This window comes from Fibrobacter sp. UWB15 (assembly GCF_900177705.1).
In the GTDB taxonomy this organism is placed as follows: Bacteria; Fibrobacterota; Fibrobacteria; order Fibrobacterales; family Fibrobacteraceae; genus Fibrobacter.
Window position 1 is genome coordinate 278,122 of record NZ_FXBA01000001.1, and the last position, 21,229, is coordinate 299,350.

Consider the following 21,229-nt stretch of genomic DNA (forward strand, 5'->3'; position numbering starts at 1 on the left):
AGTTACTGCAAACGGCCTGTTTAAACGAATTTTCACAATAAAAAGTTAATAAAATGCAAAAAAAAGGTGTATATTTATGATGGAATATTTTAAACCTATAATTATAGGTAAGGTGATTGGATTATTATGAAATTGAATACTGTTAAGCGACTTGCACTTAGTGCGACTATTTTTGGACTTGTTGGGGCTGTGACCTCGCAGGCTGTTGTTGAAGAAAACCAGAGAGAATTGGATATCATTATCCGTGACTTCCCTGTGACTCACCAGGACTTCGAAAACTTCCAGGAAGAAGCGCATAATAGTATTTATAACGGCGGAAAAAAGAGTGGTGGCAAGGTTATTGGTAGGTATCCGGATACTTGGCATGCTTCGTATACCAACAATGCGGAATGGGCTACTCGCCGTAGTAATGATGCTCTTTTCGGTTGCGGAAACACGCAGACTCCTGAACTCGGTATTGCTGTTGGCGTAAATGGCTATCCCCATGACATGGCGAGCGCAAGTGGCGCTGTATCTACCGTTCCTGATTATATCAAAATGGTGACGGATGCGTCGGGTTTCGCTTGGTATGGCGAATTTAAGGATTGTACTCCCGATCCCAAGTGGAATCCCCTTGGCCTTAAGGTGATGCGGGGTCTAGTATCAGACTTGTGTTCCGATGCTTCCGGAGGTTGGGCTGCCAACCTGTCCGACGATAAAAAGACCTGCTCGGGTACGAAAGTTTGTAAGTCTCATTCCTGGTCCCAGATCGTTTATACGACACCGGGCATGGTGGAACAGAGGCTAATCTTCCCGCCGGATCTCAATGACTGCGATCCGAACGACCCGACCAAGTGCGCTCTTGATATATACGAGCCTATCATTACGAAGGCTAGGTCTGCATGCGATAACGAATATTTTGCCCAGTGGTATTCCGATGTTAAAGACGTCAATGGAAACGATGTCAACAAACGTACGAATACGACCTTGATTCTGGATCAGGATGCTAGCGATCCGGCCTATTTCGAAATCGATAAGAACTGGAACAATGGTGGTTACTTCCCGTTGGATAGCATTACTGATGATGGTAAGTTCCAGTGGGTTTCTCAGAAGCCGATGTACCCGAATCAGTATGGTCCTCAGAGTCTTTCCATTTTCTGCCCGCCTTATGCATATCAATGGGCTGAAACCCAGACGGACTTTATGGGTGACAATACCCAGAGTCTTTGTAATTCATGGCTTAGTGCCGGTGGTCCCAGAAGCGCAACGGCCGCATCCGATGCCGCTGTGGCTGCAGGACAAATGGGACTTCGTCACTTGCGCAACTATGGCTTTACCATGATGGGTGTTGCCAAGTTCAAGTACAAGAAGGGCAAGGGCGAAGTTTTTAAGTTCACTGGCGACGACGATATGTGGATTTTCGTGGACGGTGTGCTGGTGGTTGACTTGGGCGGTACTCACCTTGCTGCATCCGGTACTGCAAATATGGACTACTTGGCAGCCAATGGACATGGATGCCATCCGGGTGATCCGATGCTCGACTCTTGCGGTCTGAAACTTGATAATGAAGGCTGGATCGATGACTCTTGGCACTATCTGCACTTCTTCTATGCAGACCGCCAGTCCGATGGTTCTAACCTGCGTATCCGTAGCTCCCTTTCTGAACTTGCTCCGTCTCGCTACGGTCAGCCTGCTATTGGTAGCGTGCTTGCCAAGCTGGACTCCAACGGCAACCAGACTGTGACTATGTTCTTGAATACGACGCTGGATGCTACGACTATTCAAAACATCGCGACATACGGTTCAACGCAACCCACCATTATTGTGATGCGAACAGAAACTGACCCGACAACAGGTGCCAAGACAATCAAGACCTATGGCTACTATGTGACAAGCGTTGAACAGGGTGCCAGCATGGGATCTGCCGGTGTGCAGTACACCTTTACGGGTATCTTGATGGATGAAAATGGCCAGATTGCAGCGAACCCGATTATCGTAGGTGGTGACAAGATCGCTTTCAACTCACCCACAGATACGGAATTCTTGAATAGTGATGAATATAAGATTCAAAAGGCTGACTATGCTGCACAAGGCATTGACGAAGCAACTTGGGATGCCTTGATGAGATGGAACTCTAAAATGACGTTCAAGGTGACTTCTACTTCCGGTAAGCCAGTGGTCGGTTATCCGGATACTCCGGAAGATTGGCCGGGTGCAGAATTCAAGGCTCCGACACAGGGCTCTCCCTTCGTGATGGACTCTGCTATTGTTCGTCCGGACTTCAGCAACCAGGCAAATACGCTTACCAATATTGCTGAAAACAATGGTGGCGAACTGCCGCTGGATTACACGGCTGACATGTTGTTCACCTCTGTGCCGAGTGGCGTGGGTAAGAACAATAACCCGCTCGCTTTGACCAATGATGAAAAGAAGATTTTCTCGGCAACGTCCATAGATGGCTCTACCAGCGCGACGACTACCGCTTATGTGGGCGGTCAGGAATCTCCGGCTTCGATGTGCTACTCGAACGGCGTTGAAAGCTGCTTCAGCGTGTCTTACCCGGTGATGGGACCGTTCCGCATTAACGTTCGCGTGTTTGACCATTTGGGGCACTTTGTAAGCCAATATCAGAAGAGCATGAACGAAGAAGAGCTCCACAAGGCTTTGGCGGGTAAGGGCGGTAATGTCGCTGGCGTTGATGAAGCGGGCTGCGACACCAAACTGTATGGCGAAACGGGTGCTGGCTTTATTACGATCAAGATGTATCCGGTGTCCCAGAACGGTAGAACGGTTGCTACGGGTCCTTACATCTACCAGGTGACCTTCGTTCAGGAAGCATACACAGCTTGCATTAAGGAAGGCTCCTCTGCTTGGCCGCACACGATTTACTACTCTCGTACGTCGGAAACTTACAGACGTGGCTATAAGCGCGCTAAGGTGAAGTAGTAGACGCTTTACAAAAAGATTTAAAGCCTCGGCGATGCCGGGGCTTTTTCGTATTTATTCTCGAATAGGCGATGGGTGTGCGAGGTGAGATGTTGATTAGTTAATGCGGCCGATAAGGGCGAAGGGTTCGGCGTCGGTAATGGAGACGACGAATCGTTCGCCCGGCATTAACACCTTGTCGCTTGTGATGGCGACGGGGCGGTAGGCGGCGTTTCGGGCGATGTAGGTGCCCTTGCGGTAGCCGAGCTTTTCGATAACGACGGTTTCGGTTTGGCCAATCCAACGGGCATTGTTTTCGGTTGCGATGCGTTGGAAGGCTTCGGCAAGAGTGGCTGAACGTTGATGCTTGATCTCGTCGGGAACGGCGCCGGCCATATGGTAGGCGGGTGTGTTCGGACGAGCTACAAATCGGGTGATGTTGCAGACCGTCGGGCGTGTCTTTTTTAGGATATCTAGAGTGTCGTTGAAGTCTTGTTCCGATTCACCGGGAAAACCTACAATGAGGTCCGTACTCAAGGTGAACAACGGAAAATTCCTATTGAAAGTTTCGGCTAAATCGATGTAGTCTTGCGCGTTGTGCTTGCGGTTCATCGCCTTAAGGACGGAGTCGCTACCGCTTTGCACGGGCAGGTGGATGAATTTATAGATGCGATCGTCCTTAAAGCATTCCAGTAAAGGGGCAATGTATTGCAGCATGTGCCGCGGGTTTCCCATACCGAGACGCATCTTGTAGTTGCCGGGGACTTCGGCTAGAATCTGTTGCACCAGCTCGGCGAGGTTGGTCCCGGTGTCGAATCCGTAACAGCCGCAGTCTTGGCCGGTCAGCTGGATTTCGATGCAACCGTCGCTTACAAGGCTCTTTACTTGCTGCACAATGTCTGCGGCAGGGTAACTGTGCAAACGGCCTTTGACGATCCTTGTGGAACAATAGGCGCAGGCATCGAGACAACCTTCCTCGATGTTGACGATTCCTACCAGCGAAGATTCCCGTATGAGCAAGTCTCCCTGAACTCGTTTCAGGGTCAGCTTTTCCAGTTTGAGTTCTTTCAAACTTGTGAATACCACCTTGTCGGTGATTTTCGCGACTTCTTCTCTAAAGTCTTTCGGGGCACACCCTGTAATGAATAACTTTGCTTCGGGAGCGATGCTTAAGGCTTCACGCAGCAGCTTGAGTGCTCCTGCGTTCCCTTTGACGGTGCAAACATTCAGCACGAGGGCATCGGGTGTTTCTGCTTCATTGCCGCTTAAAGTTTCTTTGGGTATTCCAAATACAACTCGGTAATCGTCTGCGAATATCCGGGCGATTTTTTCACCATCGCCAAAGTTGGCTGCGCAACCTTGGCTAATGACGGCAAGTAACGGCTTTGCATCGTTCGTTGAATAAACCACTCGATTACCGTTCGAATTTTTCCAGAGTGATTCCCTGGTAGTAATGGCTCAAAATTTCTTGATAGCTTTGCCCGGCCTGGGCACGAGCCCGCACTCCCATTTGGCACATGCCCACGCCATGTCCGAATCCCGTGCCAGTGAGAACCCATTCCTTGCCTTCTTTTTTGATTGTAAAGAAAGAGGAGGGAAGAATGGTTCCTGCTTTCTTGAAAAGCCAGCGGGTGCGATCGGTCAGTACGTCAAAATGTCCCTTGTCGGTTTCAACGCGGAGTGTCATGATGCGGCCGCTATTTAATTTATCCTTAATCTTGATGGATTTGACTTTTTTGAAGTCTTTTCCGGTTGCGACGCTAAAAGTCGCTTTTGCTTCAACGGCGTTCGCCTTGAGTAGTTTGACAATTTCTTTATCTGCAAAGCGGCGTTCCCATTTGATATAGCTGGATTCGTCGCACCAGGGCTTGCCATTGGGGCGCAAGTCCGGTTTACTGTGCAAGTAGGGAACATCAGGGCGGTTCCAGGTGGCTAGTGTTTCTGTAACGCCGCCACAAGTGGAATGGTAGTAAGCGATAATGAATTCGCCGCCGTAAGTCATGACGACGCCTGTGGTCGCCTTGACGGCAGCATCGGTCAGGGGCGTTGCCGATTCCAGGCCCTTGTAAACCTGATCCTTGGTATCGGCGAAAACGTCAAATCCCATAGATTCGCGGCTATTAAAATGCTTGTAGGCGTAAGTGCGTGCTGCCACGGCTTGGGCTTTTAAGGCTTCGATGCGGCTGGAGTCCAACTTTCCGATTTCGTAGGGTATGACTCCTCGCAGATAGTCTTCTACATCGACCGAGTTGATGGCGTCGAGCTTGCCGTTAGTGGTGCGGAACATGACACTTCCGGGGTAGCAAGCTCTGCCGAGACTCTTCTTGTCGGCGGCGACGGCAAGACATCCGCCATCTTCGCTGTTGAATTCGTGGGCGATGTCTTCAGTAGAATTTCCATCGGCTTCGAAGCGGACCATTTTTCCGTGCGGAGTAACGTGTACGGTTTCGCCTTGGTATTTCAGGTAAAGTTCCTTGACTCCGGTGAAAATCCCAACGCGGAGCGGACGGTCCAAATCATCAGGAATCTGATGCGCCTTAAATGCCGCCGGTTTGTCCTCTTCGTTCGGATTTTGAACACTAACGTCCCCCTGAACTTGTTTCAGGGGATGCTTCCCACCTTGTACCGGTTTCTCTTCTGGAACCGGCGGTAAGTAGCTTTTGGCAATGTCTTTCGCAGACTTGTTTTTGACGGGAAGTGGCTTTGCTGGAGCTTCGCTTGTAGTCTCGGTAGTTGTAGCCTCAATCGGAGCGAAGTTTACAGGACCATCGGAAATGTCTTCGGCGTTTGCTGGCACTTCTGTTTTTTGCACGTCATCGGGTAAGTCGAAATCATCGTCTGCAAGTGCAGCCGAAAACCCGAGAGTAAAAGCAAAAATGAGTGGAACCTTAAAAGACATTACCTGAACAATTATACAAATTATTCTTTAGCAGAAAAAAGGAGATGCCCGCTCGGTGGCGGGCATGACATTCCTCAGAGGGCTTTGGACCTGCCTTAGCGCTTCTTCAGTTTCGCCTGCGTATCCTTGGCCATCTTCTTCAGCTTGGACTGATTCATGGTGCGGTCCGCAGTCGAAATCTTGTCGACAAACAAATCGCCGTTCAAGTGATCCGTTTCATGCTGAATGCAACGTCCAAAGAGTCCGTCGCAGTTATGAATTTCTTGAGGTTCGCCATTGATATCAAAGAAACGGACGCACACCTTGTCGGGGCGAATCACGTTGCAGAAGATATCGGGCACAGAAAGACAGCCTTCGTCGTAGGGGACTGGCTTTGCATCGGGTTCTGCTTCCCATTCGGGGTTGAACATGATGTAAGGGCGCGGGTCCTCTTCGCCAGGAATAGCGGTGTCAATCACGACCAAGCGGATGTTCTTGCCGATTTGCGGAGCGGCAAGGCCGCAACCCGGAGCGTCGTACATGGTTTCGAGCATGTCTTTGGCGAGCTGACGCAGTTCGGGCGTAATCTCGGTGATGGGCTCGCACTTTTTGCGAAGTACCGGGTCGCCGTATGTTCTAATTTCGAGCAGAGCCATGGATTACTTCTTTTCTTCGGTCTTGGCGGCCGGAGCAGTTTCTGCGTTCAGAACGCGGAGAATAGCGGACTTTTCAAAATCGATGATGGTGGTAGAACCCGTGCGCACAGAAACTGTGGTGCCGGTTTCGTCAATGTTGGTGACGGTGCCGATAATGCCGGCGGTGGTGATCACCTTGTCGCCCTTCTTGAGGGCCTTGCGCATTTCTTCCATCTTCTTCATTTCCTTGTTCTTCGGGCGGATAAAGAAGAGCCACATCACCACGAACAAGAGAATGAGCGGCAAAAAACTGCCAATGGCGCTCGGCTGCTGTTCGGGAGCGGCTTCTTCGGCGAAGGCGGCTATGGAGGAAAGGGTCACGAGAAGTGCGGAAAGTTTCATGTTTATACCTGCTAGGGGGTTAGTTGATTTTCGGCTTAAAATATAGAAAATGTGTAATGTGTGATGTGAAATAAGTCATTCCACATTTCACATTTCACACTCCACATTGCGGCGTAGCCGCTATACCAGTTTCTTGTCGAGCAACGGGTAAATGCGGTTCAGTTCCATCAAATCGAGGATCGTGTCAAAATCGCCTGAGAAAGATGGAATAGTATCGATTTCGGGAAGGACGCTTCCGTCTCCAAGGGGAAGAGATGAACTCAGCAGCTTGCGTTCCAAGAGCGGGAACAGAGTACGTGTGGTGAGCGTTGCACCGAACATGGCGCGCTTTGCGACCTTCAACAGGTCTTCGGTGTTGACGGTGAATGTTCCGTTTTTGAGGGGTGCCTTGCTCTGCTGCACGGTCTTGATGACGGCGTTTAAAACCATCTGCTCGGTCATCGAAAGAATTTGCGGAGGCATTTTCTTGTAACGCGCGCGGTAAAGAATGGAGTCGTACAGAAGGTGTACTACATTCGTATTCTTGACGTGAACTTGTGTACCCTGTATTTTCAGAATTTCGAGATCTTCAAGAACTTTCAAAAGTTCGTTGGTACAGTCTTTTGAAATATTGAAAAGATTGTGGACGCTTTCAACGATGTCTGCAATGGAATTGTCTGACTCCAGAACGTAAAGCAGACTAGGAAGCGCCTTGATTTTGTCGCTCTTACGCTTGTTTTCACCAGCAATTTGAAGCCGACCCGTGAGGAACGAAATAATAGACCTGAACCAGGCGGGTTCCTGTTCCAACGATTCTTCCAGGGCGTCGGGCGTGATTTCAATCAGCTCGCAATCTTCAGTGGCGGTAATGGTTTCTGTGTAAGGTTCTTTTTTTAGAAACGCCAATTCACCGATCAAGGCTCCTGGGCCGTAGGTGTTGATTGCTGTACCGAGCGAACTCTTGCCCTGCAGTTCGCCATCGCGAACCACATAAAGATTTTCACCGGGATCTCCCTCGCGGAATAGGATCTGTCCTTCTTCAAGCGTCATAGCACCCCTCGAATGTTGGTCTCGTAGCGTAGCGCCTTCAAGAAATACAGAATTTTAGTTTTGTTGATGCTGTACAGATCGCAGTCAGGATTGCTTGCGTCTTTTTTGGCGAACCATTCCATTTTTAACAAACTAATCCATTGCGAAACGTCGGCATCAGGGAATTTATCGTGAATGTAGGCAATCCAGTCGGGGCCGTTTTTTTCAGGGGATTCTTCCAAGGCCGACAAAAAGACTAGAATCTTTTTCTGGACAATACTCAATTTGTACGGCGTAAAATCCGATTCAGTTTCTTGAGCCCGGATGTAGTCTGTGAAGATATGCAGCAGTTCCGGGTCTATCACTTTGCAGAATACGCGACCGTTCTTTTGCGAAAGCTTGATCAAGTGTCTGCGTAAAAGCGACTTGAAATCTTCTTGTGCCGCCGTGATCGAGATTTTAGTCAAGAACGAAAATTCCCGAAGCAATTCGGCGAGGTTGAAGTCTATGTCACTAGGCTTGTGGCTCAGGTATTCGGCGAGGCTCTTGAGGGTGTTCCTGACGCGAGTCTCTATAGCGGCGCGTTTCAGCAGGTGGGTCTTTGCCGAAAGATTTCGGATCAAAGCCAAAAGCCAGAGGGGGAGCCGCTTGAGTTCCGATTCCATGCATTCTTCGGTTACGACAGTGATGCGGGAATCCTTGCTTGCCGAAAGTTCGTACTTGAACGGTTCGCGTTCCAGCAGGGCTGCAACACCGACCAGGTCTCCTGGTCTCATGGTAAAGACGATTGAATAAGGTGGTGTTGTTTCGCGGGCGACAAGCTCGCCTTCTTCGAGTATAATAATGCTTCGTTTTTCGCTTTTGGGCGAATAAACAACAAAACCCGCCTTTACGCTTTGATGCGTAGGCGGGATTAATTGTTGACGCGAGGTCATATTCCTCGAGTGTTAAGGCTAATTAAGCCTGACGTTCGTCGATACGAGCAGCCTTACCGCGGAGGTCGCGCATGTAGTAGATGCGAGCCTGGCGAACCTTACCGGCGCGGTCGAGCACGATAGAGTCGATGCGGGGGGAGTGGAGCGGGAAGATGCGTTCCACGGCCACAGAGCCGGACATCTTGCGAACGGTGAGAGTTGCAGAAATACCGGTGTTCTTCTTCTGGATCACGACGCCCTTGAACGGCTGGATACGTTCCTTGGTGCCTTCGATCACCTTCACGTTCACGGTGACGGTATCGCCAGCGCGGAGTTCAGGAAGGTCGGTCTTCAAGTTTTCGTTATGGATTGCTTCAATGTTCAGGGACATTTGTGTACCTCGTTTTTATTTGATGCCAAATTTAGTATCTTCTTCAAGATTTTTAAAGATGTCTGGGCGTCTTTCTTGCGTTCTTTTTAACGATTCTTGGCGCCTCCAGGCTTTAATGTTCGCGTGATGACCCGATAAGAGCACTTCGGGCACCTTTTTTCCTTCAAAAACTTCGGGTCGGGTATAGACCGGCCATCCCAGTACGCCCTGCGCAAAAGAGTCCGTTTCGCCGGATTCCTTGTTGCCGAGCGCCCCGTCCAGGAGTCTCACCACGGCATCCGTCACGAGCATGGCAGGGAGTTCACCCCCGCTCACGACAAAATCGCCGATAGAAATTTCGAGATCGACCTCGGACTGGCGGATGCGGTCGTCGATTCCCTTGTAGTGTCCGCAGACAAGCACCAGGTGGCTTTCCTTGGAAAGTTCCTTGGCCATCTTGTGGGTAAAGGGAACCCCGTCAGCAGTCAAGTAGATGACTTTACCGCCGTCTTCCTTGACACCCGTGCTGCGAATGGCTGCTGCGAGCGGTTCGGGTCTTATGACCATTCCCGGTTCGCCGCCATAGGGCACGTCGTCCACTTGGCCGTAGTCGTTGATGGCAAAGTCGCGCAGGAAGATGGTGTTGAATTCCATCAGGCCTTTGCTCTGGGCGCGACCCATGATCGATTGCTTCATGGGAGTAAACATCTCGGGAAAGATGGTGATACAGTCGATCTTCACCTTTCCTCCGGGCACAGGCTTTTTAGGTAGTCTGCGCTGAACTTGATGCTCTTGCCTTCTTCGTCTATGTTCAAGACACAGTCGTCTATCCAGGGAGCGAGGATTGTTTTTGCGGAAAATTCGCTCTGGAATGGGGCGTCGAACTTGACGTGAAACGCGTTCACGGTAGGCAGTTCCTGGACTTCAAGAACTTCGCCTATGTCGCGGCCGTCTTCCAGTTTTACGCGGAAACCTTCCAAATCGTCCAGGTAATATTCACCTTCGGGGGCGGGAAGCCTCTCCGATTCGGGAATCATTACGTCTGCATTGACGAAATGTACCAGGGATTCCGGCGTGTCGTACCCCTTGAACTTTAATAACCACAGATTGTTTGCAAGCCTGGAATCTTCCAGAGTCAATTGTACCGTTTCACCATTGGTCTTCTTTAGCATCACATCCTTAAGCATCTCATGACGGTTGATGTCATGAGTGAACGGCATCGCCTTGATGTAGCCCTTGACGCCATGAGTGCGCATGAGCTGGCATACGGTGATGTAATCTTGGGATTCAGACATGAAAGACTTAGTGGGGTTTTGAATCAGCGGAAGGTGATTACTTGGGTTCAAGCGGCTTTTGCTAGATAAAAAAGCCCCGTGCTTTGAGGCACGAGGTTTCTTTTCAAGCGAAAATTATGCTTCGGCCGGGGCTTCAGCAGGAGCTTCGGCGGCGGCTGCGGCTTCAGCAGCGGCGGCTTCCTTAGCGGCCTTTTCAGCTTCGATCTTGGCGAGAGCCTTAGGACCGAGCTTGGCCTTCTTGGCCTTTTCAGCACGCGGAGTAGCGGACTTGCCTTCGATAGAACGGCCAGCGCGGATTTCGTGGAACAGGTCCATGATACCGACCTTCTTGAGGAGGCTGCGAACGGTGTCAGACGGCTGTGCACCGGTCTGGAGCCACTTCAGAACCTTTTCCTGGTCGAACTTGATGTCCGGGGTCTTCTGGTTCGGGTTGTAGAAACCGACCTGTTCGATAAAGCTATCGTCGCGGGCCTTGCGGGAGTCAATCACCACGGCGCGGTAGATGGGGTTGTGACGCTTGCCGAAACGAGCGAGACGGATAACGGTTGCCATTTTAACCTCTTATTTGTTTATTTTCCCGTTTTTCAGGGAAAATGGGGTTTGTTTTATTGTTTTGGGCCAAAGATAGCAAAAAAAATCTTGTGTGTAAAGGACGGAATGTAAAATTTTTCCGTTCTTTACGGACAAACTAACTTGAATTTAAGGCTTTTTAAGCACGAAAAAAGCCCAAAAACGTCGTTTTTGGGCTAAAATCGGTGATTTTACTGCTTTTTATTCTTTGTCGCTGTCGTCGCCGTGACATGGACAATGATAGCAGTCACCCGTTTCGGCGTAGTCCTTACCGCTCCAGCAGAAGGTGCAGAGCTGGTCGGCGGGGAGCCCGATAGCGTGAATCAGGTCGTCGATGCGCTGGAACGCAAGCGTCGTGAGGTTCAGCTTCTGGCGGATGTATTCCACCATGCCCTTGTAGGCGTCGCCATCCGGGTCGGTGTACTTGTCCAAATCGGGATTCTCACCTTCCTGGTCGCGGATATAGCGACGGGTAATCAGGTCGTATTCGTTCTTGGAACGGGAGAAGTTGATGAACTTGCAGGGGTAAACGAGCGGCGGGCATGCGATACGCATGTGGGTTTCTTTACAGCCGAGCGAATAAAGCTTCTGGGCCTGCTTACCGAGCTGCGTGCCGCGCACGATAGAGTCGTCGCAGAACACAAGGCGGCGGTCCTTGATGAGTCCCGGAATCGGAATCAGTTTCATGGAAGCCACGCGTTCGCGCTGCTTCTGGTCTTGCGGCATAAAGGAGCGGGCCCAAGTCGGCGTGTACTTCACGAACGGGCGGGCGAACTTGATGCCGGCTTCGTGGGCGTAACCGAGGGCGTGAGACGTACCGGAGTCAGGAATGCCGCAGGCGGCGTCGGCTTCGGTGGGGGTGCGCTTTGCGAGTGCGGAACCGCAGCGGTAGCGAGTCATTTCGACATTGCGTCCTTCGTAGCTTGATGCCGGGTAACCGTAGTAAACCCACAGGAACGAACATATTGCCATCTTCTTGCCCGGGGCGACGAGCGTTTTGTCGCCATCGGGTGTGAGTTCGGCGATTTCGCCCGGCCCCATGTCGCGGACGTATTCAAAGCCGAGGTTATGGATAGCGCAGCTTTCTTGCAGGGCGATCATGGCGCCGTCTTTTTTGCCGAGTACGATCGGCGTACGGCCCCACTTGTCGCGGCTTGCGTAGAACTTGCCGGTTTCGTCCATCAAAAGAACAGAGCAGCTACCCTTGATTTTCTCTTGTACGTACTTGAGACCTTCGACAATAGAATCTTGCGTGGCGATCAAGGCGGATACCACTTCGGTCGGTCCGACCATTCCGCTGGTCGTGGAGTACTGGAGCTGCATGCAGTTGTTCTTGAACAGCTCGTTCTTGATTTCTTCGATGTTCGTAATCAAGCCGACGGTCACGATAGCGAACGTGCCGAGCTTGGAGGTCATGACGAGCGGCTGCGGGTCCGTATCCGAGATAACACCGATGCCTACGTTTCCAGCAAAAGAGGGCAAGTCATGCTCAAACTTGCTGCGGAACGGGGTGTTCTGGATGTTGTGGATCGAACGATGGAAATGTCCGTTGGACTTGAGAACCGCCAAACCGCCACGGTGGGTTCCCAGGTGAGAATGGTAGTCGGTTCCGAAGAAGAGGTCGCTTACGCAATCTTCTTTAGAAACAACACCGCAAAAGCCGCCCATAAATACTCCTTGAGTGATTGGGGAAAATTTGCACTCAAAGGTAGAAATTTTGCGAGATATGGTGGAATGAAATTCCTTATTATTGCTTTCCAAGAAAATTACAATCAAGACATAAATGGGGTTTAGGGCGCTTAAAGCGCAATTCGAAGTGAACGTATGAGCATTCTCTTGTCGGAAGGCGGCCTTATCTAGATTTTTTTGTAGAAAAATTCTATTTGCAATGCCCTCTTGTTAAAATAATGTTATTTTAAAGATGTCTTGATTCTGCTTTGGACCTGTTTATGAATTCGCTTTTGTCCATTAATGATGTGTCGCTTGCTCTATCGCTTGATTACGAGTGCGTGTTTTTTGTCGATATCGAAAGTGACAACTATGCCATGTTCGCATTTGGCGGGAATCATAAAAATCTGGAATTGAGTGAAACCAGCAATTTTTGGGCGGATTGCCGGGTAAACCTCGAGACGTTTGTTTATGAAGGCGACAGGGAATGGTTTGGTCAAAACATTGCCAACAAGGATTCGCTGATTGCCTCGGTACAAGACGGTAAAGCTTTTAGAGGAAAGTACCGTATTATGGCAGGGGATAAACCTGTCTGGTATTCCATGAAGGTGGTTCTTGGGCGTGCGGAACAACGCAATTACTTGATTATTGGAGTGACCAATATCGATACCCAGGAACGTGAGCGCTTGGCTCTTGAACAGAAAGCGACCAAGAGTGAACTTTATGGCCAAATCGTGATGGCCCTTGCCGAACGCTACGACGCCCTTTATATGGTCGATTTGGATACGAACCATTATGCGCTGTACAAGAGTGAACGGGTGTTCTGCGAATTGAGCGTGGCACTCGAAGGCGAAGATTTCTTTAACCAGCTGAAAAAGGATGCTTTAAACGTCATTTACAAAGAAGATATTCCCTTGATTGTGAATGCTTTGGATAGGCGTACGCTTTTAAAGGAACTTGATGATAATGGAGTGTTTTCGTTGACGTACCGCCTGAACACTCCGAAAGGACCTTTGTATGTAAACATGGTGGCGGTTTATGCCGATAAAAAGCATGTTGTTATCAGCGTGACCAATATTGATGCTCAGGTTCGCCGCGAACAAAAAATCAGGGAAGAGGTGAGTGCTGCTTACGAAAAGGCGCGCCGCGACGATTTGACCGGGATTAAGAATAAGACCGCATATGGTGAATTTGAATCTAAACTGAACCAGCAAATCCAGTCGGGCGAAAACGTGAAATTCGCAATTGCCTTGTGCGATGTAAACGGTTTAAAGACGGTGAACGACACGCTGGGGCACATTGCCGGTGACGAATATATTCGCTCGGCCAGTAGGCTTGTGTGCCAGACTTTTGCCCATAGCCCGGTGTTCCGTATTGGTGGCGATGAATTTGTTGCGATTCTGCGTGGTTCCGATTTCGAAAACCGTGAAAAGCTGGAAAAGGAATTTACTGAAGCGATTGAGAAAAACGCTGACAAACATAAGGTTGTGGTTGCTTGTGGAATTTCTGTATTTGACAAGGAACATGACAAGGATGTTTCGTCTGTCTTTGAACGAGCCGATGCGCTCATGTATAAAAACAAAGTGCGCATGAAGAATGGGCATGATGAAATTATCGGAACGATTATTCAATCGATTGGAGCCAAAGTAACTAATTAGAGCCTTGCCGTGCTCTTCATGGTAGATTGCAACGTCATAGCATTACCCGCAATGACGTTCTTTTTTTTATTTTTGTGCAGATAATTTTTATGATTTTCTAGATGGACAAAAAAGATGTTTAAAGTAGGGTTTGATAACGACGCGTACCTGAGGACGCAGTCCGAAAAGATTGCCGAGCGCATTGCGAAGTTCGGCGGAAAACTTTATCTGGAATTTGGCGGAAAACTGTTCGATGACCATCACGCATCCCGCGTGTTGCCTGGCTTTGCGCCCGACAGTAAAATCCGCATGCTTGAAAAGCTCAAGGACAAGGCCGAAGTCATTATCGCCATTAACGCCGGCGATATCGAAAAGAACAAGGTTCGCGGCGACTTGGGCATTACCTACGATCAAGATGTCTTGCGCCTGATTGATGCCTTCCGTGGCTATGGCCTGTACGTGAGCTCTGTGGTGCTGACCCGCTGGCAGGAACAGCCGAGTGCTGTTGCCTATCAGAAAAAGCTTGAAGATCTTGGCCTCAAGGTTTATCGTCATTACCCGATTGCGGGTTACCCGAGCAACATTCCGCTGGTAGTGAGCGACGACGGTTACGGCAAGAATGAATTTGTCGAAACCTCTCGCGAACTTGTGGTGGTGACGGCACCTGGTCCCGGAAGTGGAAAGATGGCTGTGTGCCTTTCGCAGATTTACCACGAAAACAAGCGTGGCGTGAAGGCCGGCTACGCCAAGTTCGAAACCTTCCCGATTTGGAACATTCCGCTCAAGCACCCGGTGAACCTCGCATACGAAGCCGCCACCGCCGACTTGAACGACGTGAACATGATTGACCCGTTCCACTTGGAAGCCTACGGACAGACGACTATCAACTACAACCGCGACGTGGAAATCTTCCCGGTGCTGAACGCCCTGTTTACCCGCATTCTCGGTGAATCTCCGTACAAGAGTCCGACCGATATGGGCGTGAACATGGCCGGCAACTGCATTGTCGATGACGACGCCGTTTGCGAAGCCGCCCGCCAGGAAATCATCCGCCGCTACTACAACACGCTTTGCGACGTGCGTAAGGGCAACGCCGACAAGGATCAAGTTTACAAGCAGGAACTGATTATGGAACAGGCCCAGATCAGCACTGCAAACCGCCCCGTGATTGCGGCTGCCGTCAAGAAGGCCGAAGAATCCGAAGGCCCGGCTGTAGCAATCCAGCTGAACGATGGCGCTATCATTACGGGTAAAACGTCCTCGCTGCTTGGAGCCTCTTCTGCAATGCTTCTGGATTCGCTGAAGCACTTGGCCGGCATCCCTGACGAAGTGCGCCTGCTTTCGCCGATGGTGATTGAACCGATTCAGAACTTGAAGACCAAGCAGCTTGGCCACAAGAATCCGCGCCTGCACATGGACGAAGTCCTCGTGGCCCTCTCTGTTTGCGCCCTCACGGATTATAATGCGAAAATTGCCATGGAAAAGCTCCCGGAACTTCGCCACTGCGAAGTGCATTCCAGCGTGATTCTTTCGCAGGTCGACGTGGGCGTGTTCCGCCGATTGGGTGTGAACTTGACTACGGAACCGACGTATCAGACGAGTAAGCTTTATCACGGGTAATTAAGGGGCTGCGGCTACTGAGACTCCGCACTTTAGTGCGGGAAATGAGCTCTGTTCATTGTTCGTCGAAGGATGTCGTAATCCTATCTTGTCGGAAACTTGTTTCCGCTACAAGATAGTGATTAGGACCTTGCTATGCTCGCTAATCCAACGTTCTAGGAAAATGTTTTTATATGAAAAGGTCGCGATTTCTCGCGACCTTTAAACTTTGTTTGAAATAGTTTGTTAAAAACCACTTCTTCTTGGGCTTTGCGGTCTTCCGTGAGCCGTAAGCGACTCGTATTAACGAGTCGTGTCGGCGAGAGCAAAGTCTTATCGACTTTTACTACTTCTTTTTAGACTTTGCGGTCTTTTTCGGGGGGTGTACCGCAATCTTCTTGACGCTCTTGTCTTCGGCCTTAGCGAGTTCGGCTTCTTCGGCTTCGAAAATGGCCTGAGCCTGCTTCAGAGTGTCGGTCGGATTGATTTCGATTGCTTCGGAAGCTTCGTCTACGAGTTCGGCGAAATCGTCGTACCAGTCGGCAAAGATTTCCACTTCGAGGTGGTCAACACCCGGAACGGTGAGGCGTGCGCCACAGGCTTCGCCGATGCGGTCGAGGTACTTTGCCATTTCCGGCTTGAGGAGCGTAAGGTCGAGACCGTCGAGATCTTCGGGTTCGAAGTAAACGGCGTCGACATCGCTGTCGTCATCCTTTGCCTTCTTCTTGCTCTTCTTGTCGTCGCATTTGCCGCATTTGCATTCTCCGTTGCAGCAGCAGTCATCGTTACCATAGAGGGCGGCGTATTCTTCGTCGTCCATGCCGCTGTCGTAGTAGAATTCGTCTTCCTCGAGGTACAGGGTTTCAACAAAGATACCCTTGGCGCCGAGAGTCTTGGCGGCGGCAATGAATTCCTTGAGGTCGCCACCGAAGTAGCGGGTGGTTTCCATGTCTTCGTTCAAGGTCTGAACGGGAATGGGGGAGAGCTTCTGCTTCTTGAGGTAGTCGCAGATTTCGTCACTGATGGATTTCTGAATCTTAGCCATTGGATTCTCCTGGAAAAATGTTGGAAGTAGGAAGTTAGAAGTAGGAAGAGTTATAGTCGCGGCTTTGCCGCCAAATTATGCCTGTCTACTGTTTACTTCCTACTGTCTACTAAACATGATACTTCTTGAGGCTCGGGGCCTTTTCTTCAATCAACTTCATGATGCGGGCAACAGCGTCTGCACCGTTTGCGGTATCCTTCACGCTCACGAGCGGCTGGAACAGCGGGCTGTTGAACAGCGTGCCCAGCGGAATCGGGTTCTTGCGGCAGAACGTGATGTCAATGAAGTCGCGGGCGTCCTTCTGCAGGTTGTGCGCCTTCTCCTTGTCGCCGGCCTGGAAAGCCTTGTACAGGTCCACGAACGTCTTCGTGGCTTCAGGAATGTTGCCCGAAGCGCTGATGAGGCCCGTGCCGCCCATCTCGAGGAGGTCTGCGAACAAGCCATCTTCACCGCTCATGACGGCGAAGTCCTTGCCCTTCGTTTCCTTGATGACGCGCATGGTGTCTTCGTGGAACTTTTCGCCAAAGCCGAATTCGACCGCCTGCTTGAGGCCGATGATGTTCTTGTCTTCGGCAAGTTCAATCAAGGTGTCGGGGTGCACGTAGCTGGAGGTACGGCCCGGAACGTTGTAAATCACGATCTTGGCGCCCGTTTCGCTGCTGAGCGTGCGGTAGTGCTTCAAAAGACCTTCTTGCGGCGGGTTGTTGTAGTAACCCGTGACGCAGAGGACTGCCACCGGGGCAATCTTCTGGACATTTTCGATCATCTCGATAGATTCGCGGGTGCAGTTGGAACCGGCACCGGCAATCACGGGCACGCGGCCGTCCACATAGTCGAGCGTAAACTTGATAACATCGAGGTGCTGCTGTGGAGAAACCGTCGCACTCTGACCCGTGGTCACGGCAGGGAGCACGCCACTTGCGCCGTTAGCGATCACGTCGTCGATCATCTGGCCCATCTTCTTGTAGTCGATGGAGTTGCGAAGGTTCTTGGGATCGTCGTTCTTGAGCGGGGTGAACAACGCGGGGAAAACACCAGTAAGTTGAGAAGCGTTAGTAATCTGCATAGTGCTGTAAATATATAAAAGTAGGCAGTAGGCGGTAGGCAGTAGGCGGTGAATTGTTGTGGTTATTTCAGAAATTTAGAGCTAATGCTCCGCCGTAAGTTTTGTTTATCGGGTCTACAATCGGGGCGAAACCTACTTTTGTAGCTTGCCGTACGGAGTATTTTTTTCGCCGTATATTGTAATTCGAGTAGTTGTCCTTTCGTACCGCGGCCGCAATTTCAAATCCGCCATAAACAAAGGCAGAGGTGGCCCCGATGCCGCATAATATAAATGTTGTGACTGCCCATGGGTGTGACATGGAAAGCGGACTTTTGTTGCCTTCGGAATATTGTTCGAAAACGTAAAAGGTGATTGAAAATCCTGACACCATCGCCAGTCCTATAGAGACCCCTGCTGTAATCAAAGCAATGTTAGCCGCTTTCTTGTCAAAATTGTACTTGTCCAGATTGTACTGGTACAGTTGTTCATAGTAGGCGGCAGAATCGACTTCCTGTTTTACTGGGGGCTCGTTTTGGGCAAAACAGAATGTTGAGAGGAAAATCAAGGAAAAGAATACTTTGTATAAAAAATGATTCATGTTCGTAATTTAACAAAATCTGTAATGTGATTTTGTGGGGGCGTTGCGGGGTGCCCCCGCTCGAAGGGGTGATGGAAGACCGCTTTGCGGGCTGCAATCAGGGGAAAACTTGCCCCTTTCTATAGGTTTAAAATCCTGTGTTTTGCCAACTTTTTCTATCTTTTCTCTGCAAAAAAATCAAACACAGGAACCCTTATGGAAAACATTACCCAGATTTGGAAAAAGATTCAGTCCCCCGAATTCAACCCGGCTACCGATATGGGCCTGGTCGAACAGGTAAAGCAAGTCGCACTGACCTCCCAGGAGCCCGCCAAGGTGAGCTTTGGTACGTCCGGCTGGCGCGGCGAAATCGGCTCTGAATTTACGCTCCGCAATCTGCAGGTCGTGGGTGCCGCTATCGTGCGCCTGTACAAGGAAGCTACTCCTGAATTGTTCGAAGCTCTCGGCGTGAAGGATTTTGCCGAACTCCAGAAACGTGGCGTGGTCGTTGGCCACGACAACCGCTTGCTCGGTCACGAATTCTGCGAAGCCGTGGCTGACCAGTTTGCCAAGGCCGGCGTGAAGGTCTACTACGGTGGCGAAATGCCGACTCCGGAATTCAGCGCCTGCATCGAGATGCTCGGTGCCGCTTGCTCCATCAACATGACCCCGAGCCACAACCCGAGCCACTACAACGGTATCAAGTTCAACCCGGCCGACGGCGGTCCTGCAGGTCCGGAAATCACGAACGTCATTACCAAGCTCAGCAACGAAATGATGGCCACCTGGAAGTTTGAACCGGTGGGCAAGGTTGACTGGGAAATCATTGACTCCCTCAAGATTTACAAGGAATTCCTCGTGAAGCAGGGAACCATCAAGTTCGACCGCATCAAGGAATTCATCAAGAAGGGCCGCCTCACTCTCGTTTGTGACCACGTGCACGGCTCTACCCGTCGCCGTCCGGCCGCCCTCCTCGATAATCCGGAATGCCTGATTACGCTCCGTAACGAAGACGACTCCCTGTTCGGCGGCATCGCCCCCGAACCGTCCAGCAAGAACCTCGAGAAGGTCCGCAAGGTGCTGGACGAAAGCAAGAGCTGGTTCCGCCTGGGCGCCATTTTTGACCCGGATGGTGACCGTATCCGTTTCTACGACGGCACGCGCGAAATCGACATGAATCAGTTCGGTGCTATCGCTTTCCACTACATGGCTACCTGGCGCAAGGAACAGGGTTGCGTGGCTAAGTCCGTTGCTACCTCTAACTTTGTGAACATCATCGCCGAAAAGCTCGGCGTGCCTGTGATGGAAACTCCGGTGGGCTTCAAGAACTTCCGCCCGTGGCTCAGCCGCAATGCGAAGCAGAAGGCTCTCGTGGCTTTCGAAGAATCCGACGGTATTTCTGGCCTGAACAACACGCTCGAAAAGGATGCCCAGTTCGGCCTCCTCATCGCTCTCGAAATCATGGCGGTGACTGGCAAGAACCTCGGCGAATACCTCGACGCCCTGTACGAAGAATATGGCCGCTTCTACCCGACCCGTTCGGGCTTCGAAGTGGACAAGTCTCTCGTGGGTGCCCCGCTGAAGGCCAAGGTCGACGCCATCGCTACCATCGCCCAGCCGGGTGCAAAGGTCATGGTCGGTAACAACGAAAAGACCGTGAAGCAGCTTTTGACGCTCGACGGCGTGAAGATTATTTTCGACGACGACTCCTGGATGCTGGTGCGTCCGTCCGGTACGGAACCCAAGGTCCGTATCTATACGGAATGCCGCAACCCGGATGAAAAGGATCCGATGTTCGAGGCTGCCAAGGCTCTGTTCTTCAAGAATTAATAAGCTTTTCAAAGGGAGGTTCCTATGAAAAAACTTATAGTGTTGCTTTGTTTGGTTTTTGCTGCGGTTTGTTCGGCGCAGACGCTGGAGCCTGAGTTCCAGGCTTTTTCGGGTGCGCTGCTCAAGCTGAAAAAGGCCAATAAGGGTTATCACAAGTTCCGCTTGACGGTGGATGTCGCTCCGTGGGCTTTCCAGGCTGACGGTGAAGTGCAGGCCCCGGGCGGTGACGGCGATGCCTTGATCACGGGCCTTTTCGATGGCGATGTCTATGCGATGCTTGCCTATGTTCCGTCTACAGCCGTTGGCTCCGACAACAAGGAATACCAGGTGGGCTTCTTTGACATGATGCTCTACTTTGAAGACGAACCGACCCGAATCCGTAACCTGCGCTTTAAGCTTTTGCCGCCGGCAAATGACGAATGGGCCATGGGCATTTTGAAGGATGCTCTGGAATCCGGTTCGCTTCTTGGTAACGTGTGGGGCGGTAAGTATGACAAGGCCATTACCAGGGCCTCCGCCGACCCGCTCGACAAGGCTAAACTCCGTGCGATGCAGAAAAAGAGCTCCGATAATTCGGATGACGAATCGACGATTACGACTCGCAAGCGCCGCGTAGAGGCTGACGAAAATGTCGCCCCGAAAAAGAAAAAGGCAAGGCCGGTCGAAGATGATGCTGCGATGAATAAGCGTAAGCGTCGCGTCGATGCAGAACCCGAGGCTGCTCCGGTCGCTAAGAAGAAAAAGAAAAAAAAAGTAAGCGATGAATGTGATGACCCGAGTCTTTCGGTCAAGGAAAAGCGTCGCTGCCAGCTGAAAAAAAAGTAATTTTAAACTAATCCAACTAGAGGTAAT

The 21,229-nt window shown here is 50.8% G+C and carries 19 protein-coding genes; 5 read left to right on the forward strand and 14 right to left on the reverse strand.

What is annotated here, in order from left to right; all coding sequences use genetic code 11:
- Nucleotides 1–126: 126 nt before the first annotated feature.
- Entirely contained in the window at nt 127–2,925 is a 2,799-nt protein-coding gene (locus B9Y58_RS01170) for a fibro-slime domain-containing protein (protein ID WP_083532163.1), read from the forward strand.
- 96 nt (nt 2,926–3,021) lie between these two features.
- Here the strand turns inward: B9Y58_RS01170 and B9Y58_RS01175 are convergent, their stop codons facing one another.
- The 11 genes from B9Y58_RS01175 to B9Y58_RS01225 form a co-directional block, all read right to left on the reverse strand.
- On the reverse strand, nt 3,022–4,314 hold the full coding sequence (locus B9Y58_RS01175; protein WP_073053568.1) for a tRNA (N(6)-L-threonylcarbamoyladenosine(37)-C(2))-methylthiotransferase: 1,293 nt from the start codon (nt 4,312–4,314) through the stop codon (nt 3,022–3,024).
- A 4-nt stretch (nt 4,315–4,318) separates the two neighbouring features.
- The gene (locus tag B9Y58_RS01180; RefSeq protein WP_073053570.1) at nt 4,319–5,803 is read right to left on the reverse strand and encodes a SpoIID/LytB domain-containing protein; all 1,485 of its coding nucleotides are present in this window, start codon (nt 5,801–5,803) and stop codon (nt 4,319–4,321) included.
- 95 nt (nt 5,804–5,898) lie between these two features.
- Nucleotides 5,899–6,438 carry a peptide deformylase gene (gene def / locus B9Y58_RS01185; protein WP_073053572.1) on the reverse strand — a complete coding sequence of 180 codons (540 nt, stop codon included), beginning with the start codon at nt 6,436–6,438 and terminating at the stop codon, nt 5,899–5,901.
- Between the two features lie 3 nt (nt 6,439–6,441).
- Nucleotides 6,442–6,819 (reverse strand): preprotein translocase subunit YajC, encoded by a 378-nt coding sequence (gene yajC / locus B9Y58_RS01190; protein WP_083532164.1) that lies wholly within the window; start codon nt 6,817–6,819, stop codon nt 6,442–6,444.
- 120 nt (nt 6,820–6,939) lie between these two features.
- On the reverse strand, nt 6,940–7,848 hold the full coding sequence (locus tag B9Y58_RS01195; protein WP_073053574.1) for a Crp/Fnr family transcriptional regulator: 909 nt from the start codon (nt 7,846–7,848) through the stop codon (nt 6,940–6,942).
- Entirely contained in the window at nt 7,845–8,762 is a 918-nt protein-coding gene (locus B9Y58_RS01200; protein WP_073053576.1) for a cyclic nucleotide-binding domain-containing protein, read from the reverse strand. Before B9Y58_RS01200 ends, B9Y58_RS01195 begins: the two co-directional genes overlap by 4 nt.
- Before the next feature lie 22 nt (nt 8,763–8,784).
- Nucleotides 8,785–9,132, reverse strand: a complete 348-nt coding sequence (gene rplS, locus B9Y58_RS01205; RefSeq protein WP_073053577.1) for a 50S ribosomal protein L19 — start codon at nt 9,130–9,132, stop codon at nt 8,785–8,787.
- Nucleotides 9,133–9,147: 15 nt separating this feature from the next.
- Nucleotides 9,148–9,852, reverse strand: coding sequence for a tRNA (guanosine(37)-N1)-methyltransferase TrmD (gene trmD / locus B9Y58_RS01210; RefSeq protein WP_073054688.1), 705 nt, complete (start codon nt 9,850–9,852; stop codon nt 9,148–9,150).
- Nucleotides 9,849–10,406 (reverse strand): ribosome maturation factor RimM, encoded by a 558-nt coding sequence (gene rimM / locus B9Y58_RS01215; protein ID WP_073053579.1) that lies wholly within the window; start codon nt 10,404–10,406, stop codon nt 9,849–9,851. Before rimM ends, trmD begins: the two co-directional genes overlap by 4 nt.
- Before the next feature lie 114 nt (nt 10,407–10,520).
- Complete coding sequence (gene rpsP / locus B9Y58_RS15070; protein WP_073053581.1) at nt 10,521–10,958, reverse strand: 30S ribosomal protein S16; 438 nt, start codon at nt 10,956–10,958, stop codon at nt 10,521–10,523.
- 219 nt (nt 10,959–11,177) lie between these two features.
- On the reverse strand, nt 11,178–12,644 hold the full coding sequence (locus tag B9Y58_RS01225) for an amidophosphoribosyltransferase (protein WP_073053582.1): 1,467 nt from the start codon (nt 12,642–12,644) through the stop codon (nt 11,178–11,180).
- Nucleotides 12,645–12,925: 281 nt separating this feature from the next.
- Here B9Y58_RS01225 and B9Y58_RS01230 point away from each other — a divergent pair, with 281 nt between their 5' ends.
- Nucleotides 12,926–14,302 carry a GGDEF domain-containing protein gene (locus B9Y58_RS01230; RefSeq protein WP_073053584.1) on the forward strand — a complete coding sequence of 459 codons (1,377 nt, stop codon included), beginning with the start codon at nt 12,926–12,928 and terminating at the stop codon, nt 14,300–14,302.
- Between the two features lie 114 nt (nt 14,303–14,416).
- The gene (locus B9Y58_RS01235; protein ID WP_073053586.1) at nt 14,417–15,901 is read left to right on the forward strand and encodes a DUF1846 domain-containing protein; all 1,485 of its coding nucleotides are present in this window, start codon (nt 14,417–14,419) and stop codon (nt 15,899–15,901) included.
- Nucleotides 15,902–16,226: 325 nt separating this feature from the next.
- On the opposite strand, the gene B9Y58_RS01240 is transcribed toward B9Y58_RS01235, so the two are convergent.
- From B9Y58_RS01240 to B9Y58_RS01250, 3 genes are all read right to left on the reverse strand, one after another.
- Nucleotides 16,227–16,925 carry a hypothetical protein gene (locus tag B9Y58_RS01240; protein ID WP_073053588.1) on the reverse strand — a complete coding sequence of 233 codons (699 nt, stop codon included), beginning with the start codon at nt 16,923–16,925 and terminating at the stop codon, nt 16,227–16,229.
- A gap of 109 nt (nt 16,926–17,034) precedes the next feature.
- Complete coding sequence (dapA, locus tag B9Y58_RS01245; protein ID WP_073053590.1) at nt 17,035–17,991, reverse strand: 4-hydroxy-tetrahydrodipicolinate synthase; 957 nt, start codon at nt 17,989–17,991, stop codon at nt 17,035–17,037.
- Nucleotides 17,992–18,058: 67 nt separating this feature from the next.
- The gene (locus B9Y58_RS01250) at nt 18,059–18,568 is read right to left on the reverse strand and encodes a hypothetical protein (RefSeq protein WP_073053592.1); all 510 of its coding nucleotides are present in this window, start codon (nt 18,566–18,568) and stop codon (nt 18,059–18,061) included.
- A gap of 195 nt (nt 18,569–18,763) precedes the next feature.
- On the opposite strand from B9Y58_RS01250, the gene B9Y58_RS01255 reads away from it, so the two are divergent.
- Nucleotides 18,764–20,377, forward strand: coding sequence for a phosphohexomutase domain-containing protein (locus B9Y58_RS01255; protein WP_073053593.1), 1,614 nt, complete (start codon nt 18,764–18,766; stop codon nt 20,375–20,377).
- Nucleotides 20,378–20,401: 24 nt separating this feature from the next.
- Nucleotides 20,402–21,202: a hypothetical protein gene (locus B9Y58_RS01260; protein WP_073053595.1), complete on the forward strand. Its 801-nt coding sequence runs from the start codon at nt 20,402–20,404 to the stop codon at nt 21,200–21,202.
- Nucleotides 21,203–21,229 lie beyond the last annotated feature (27 nt).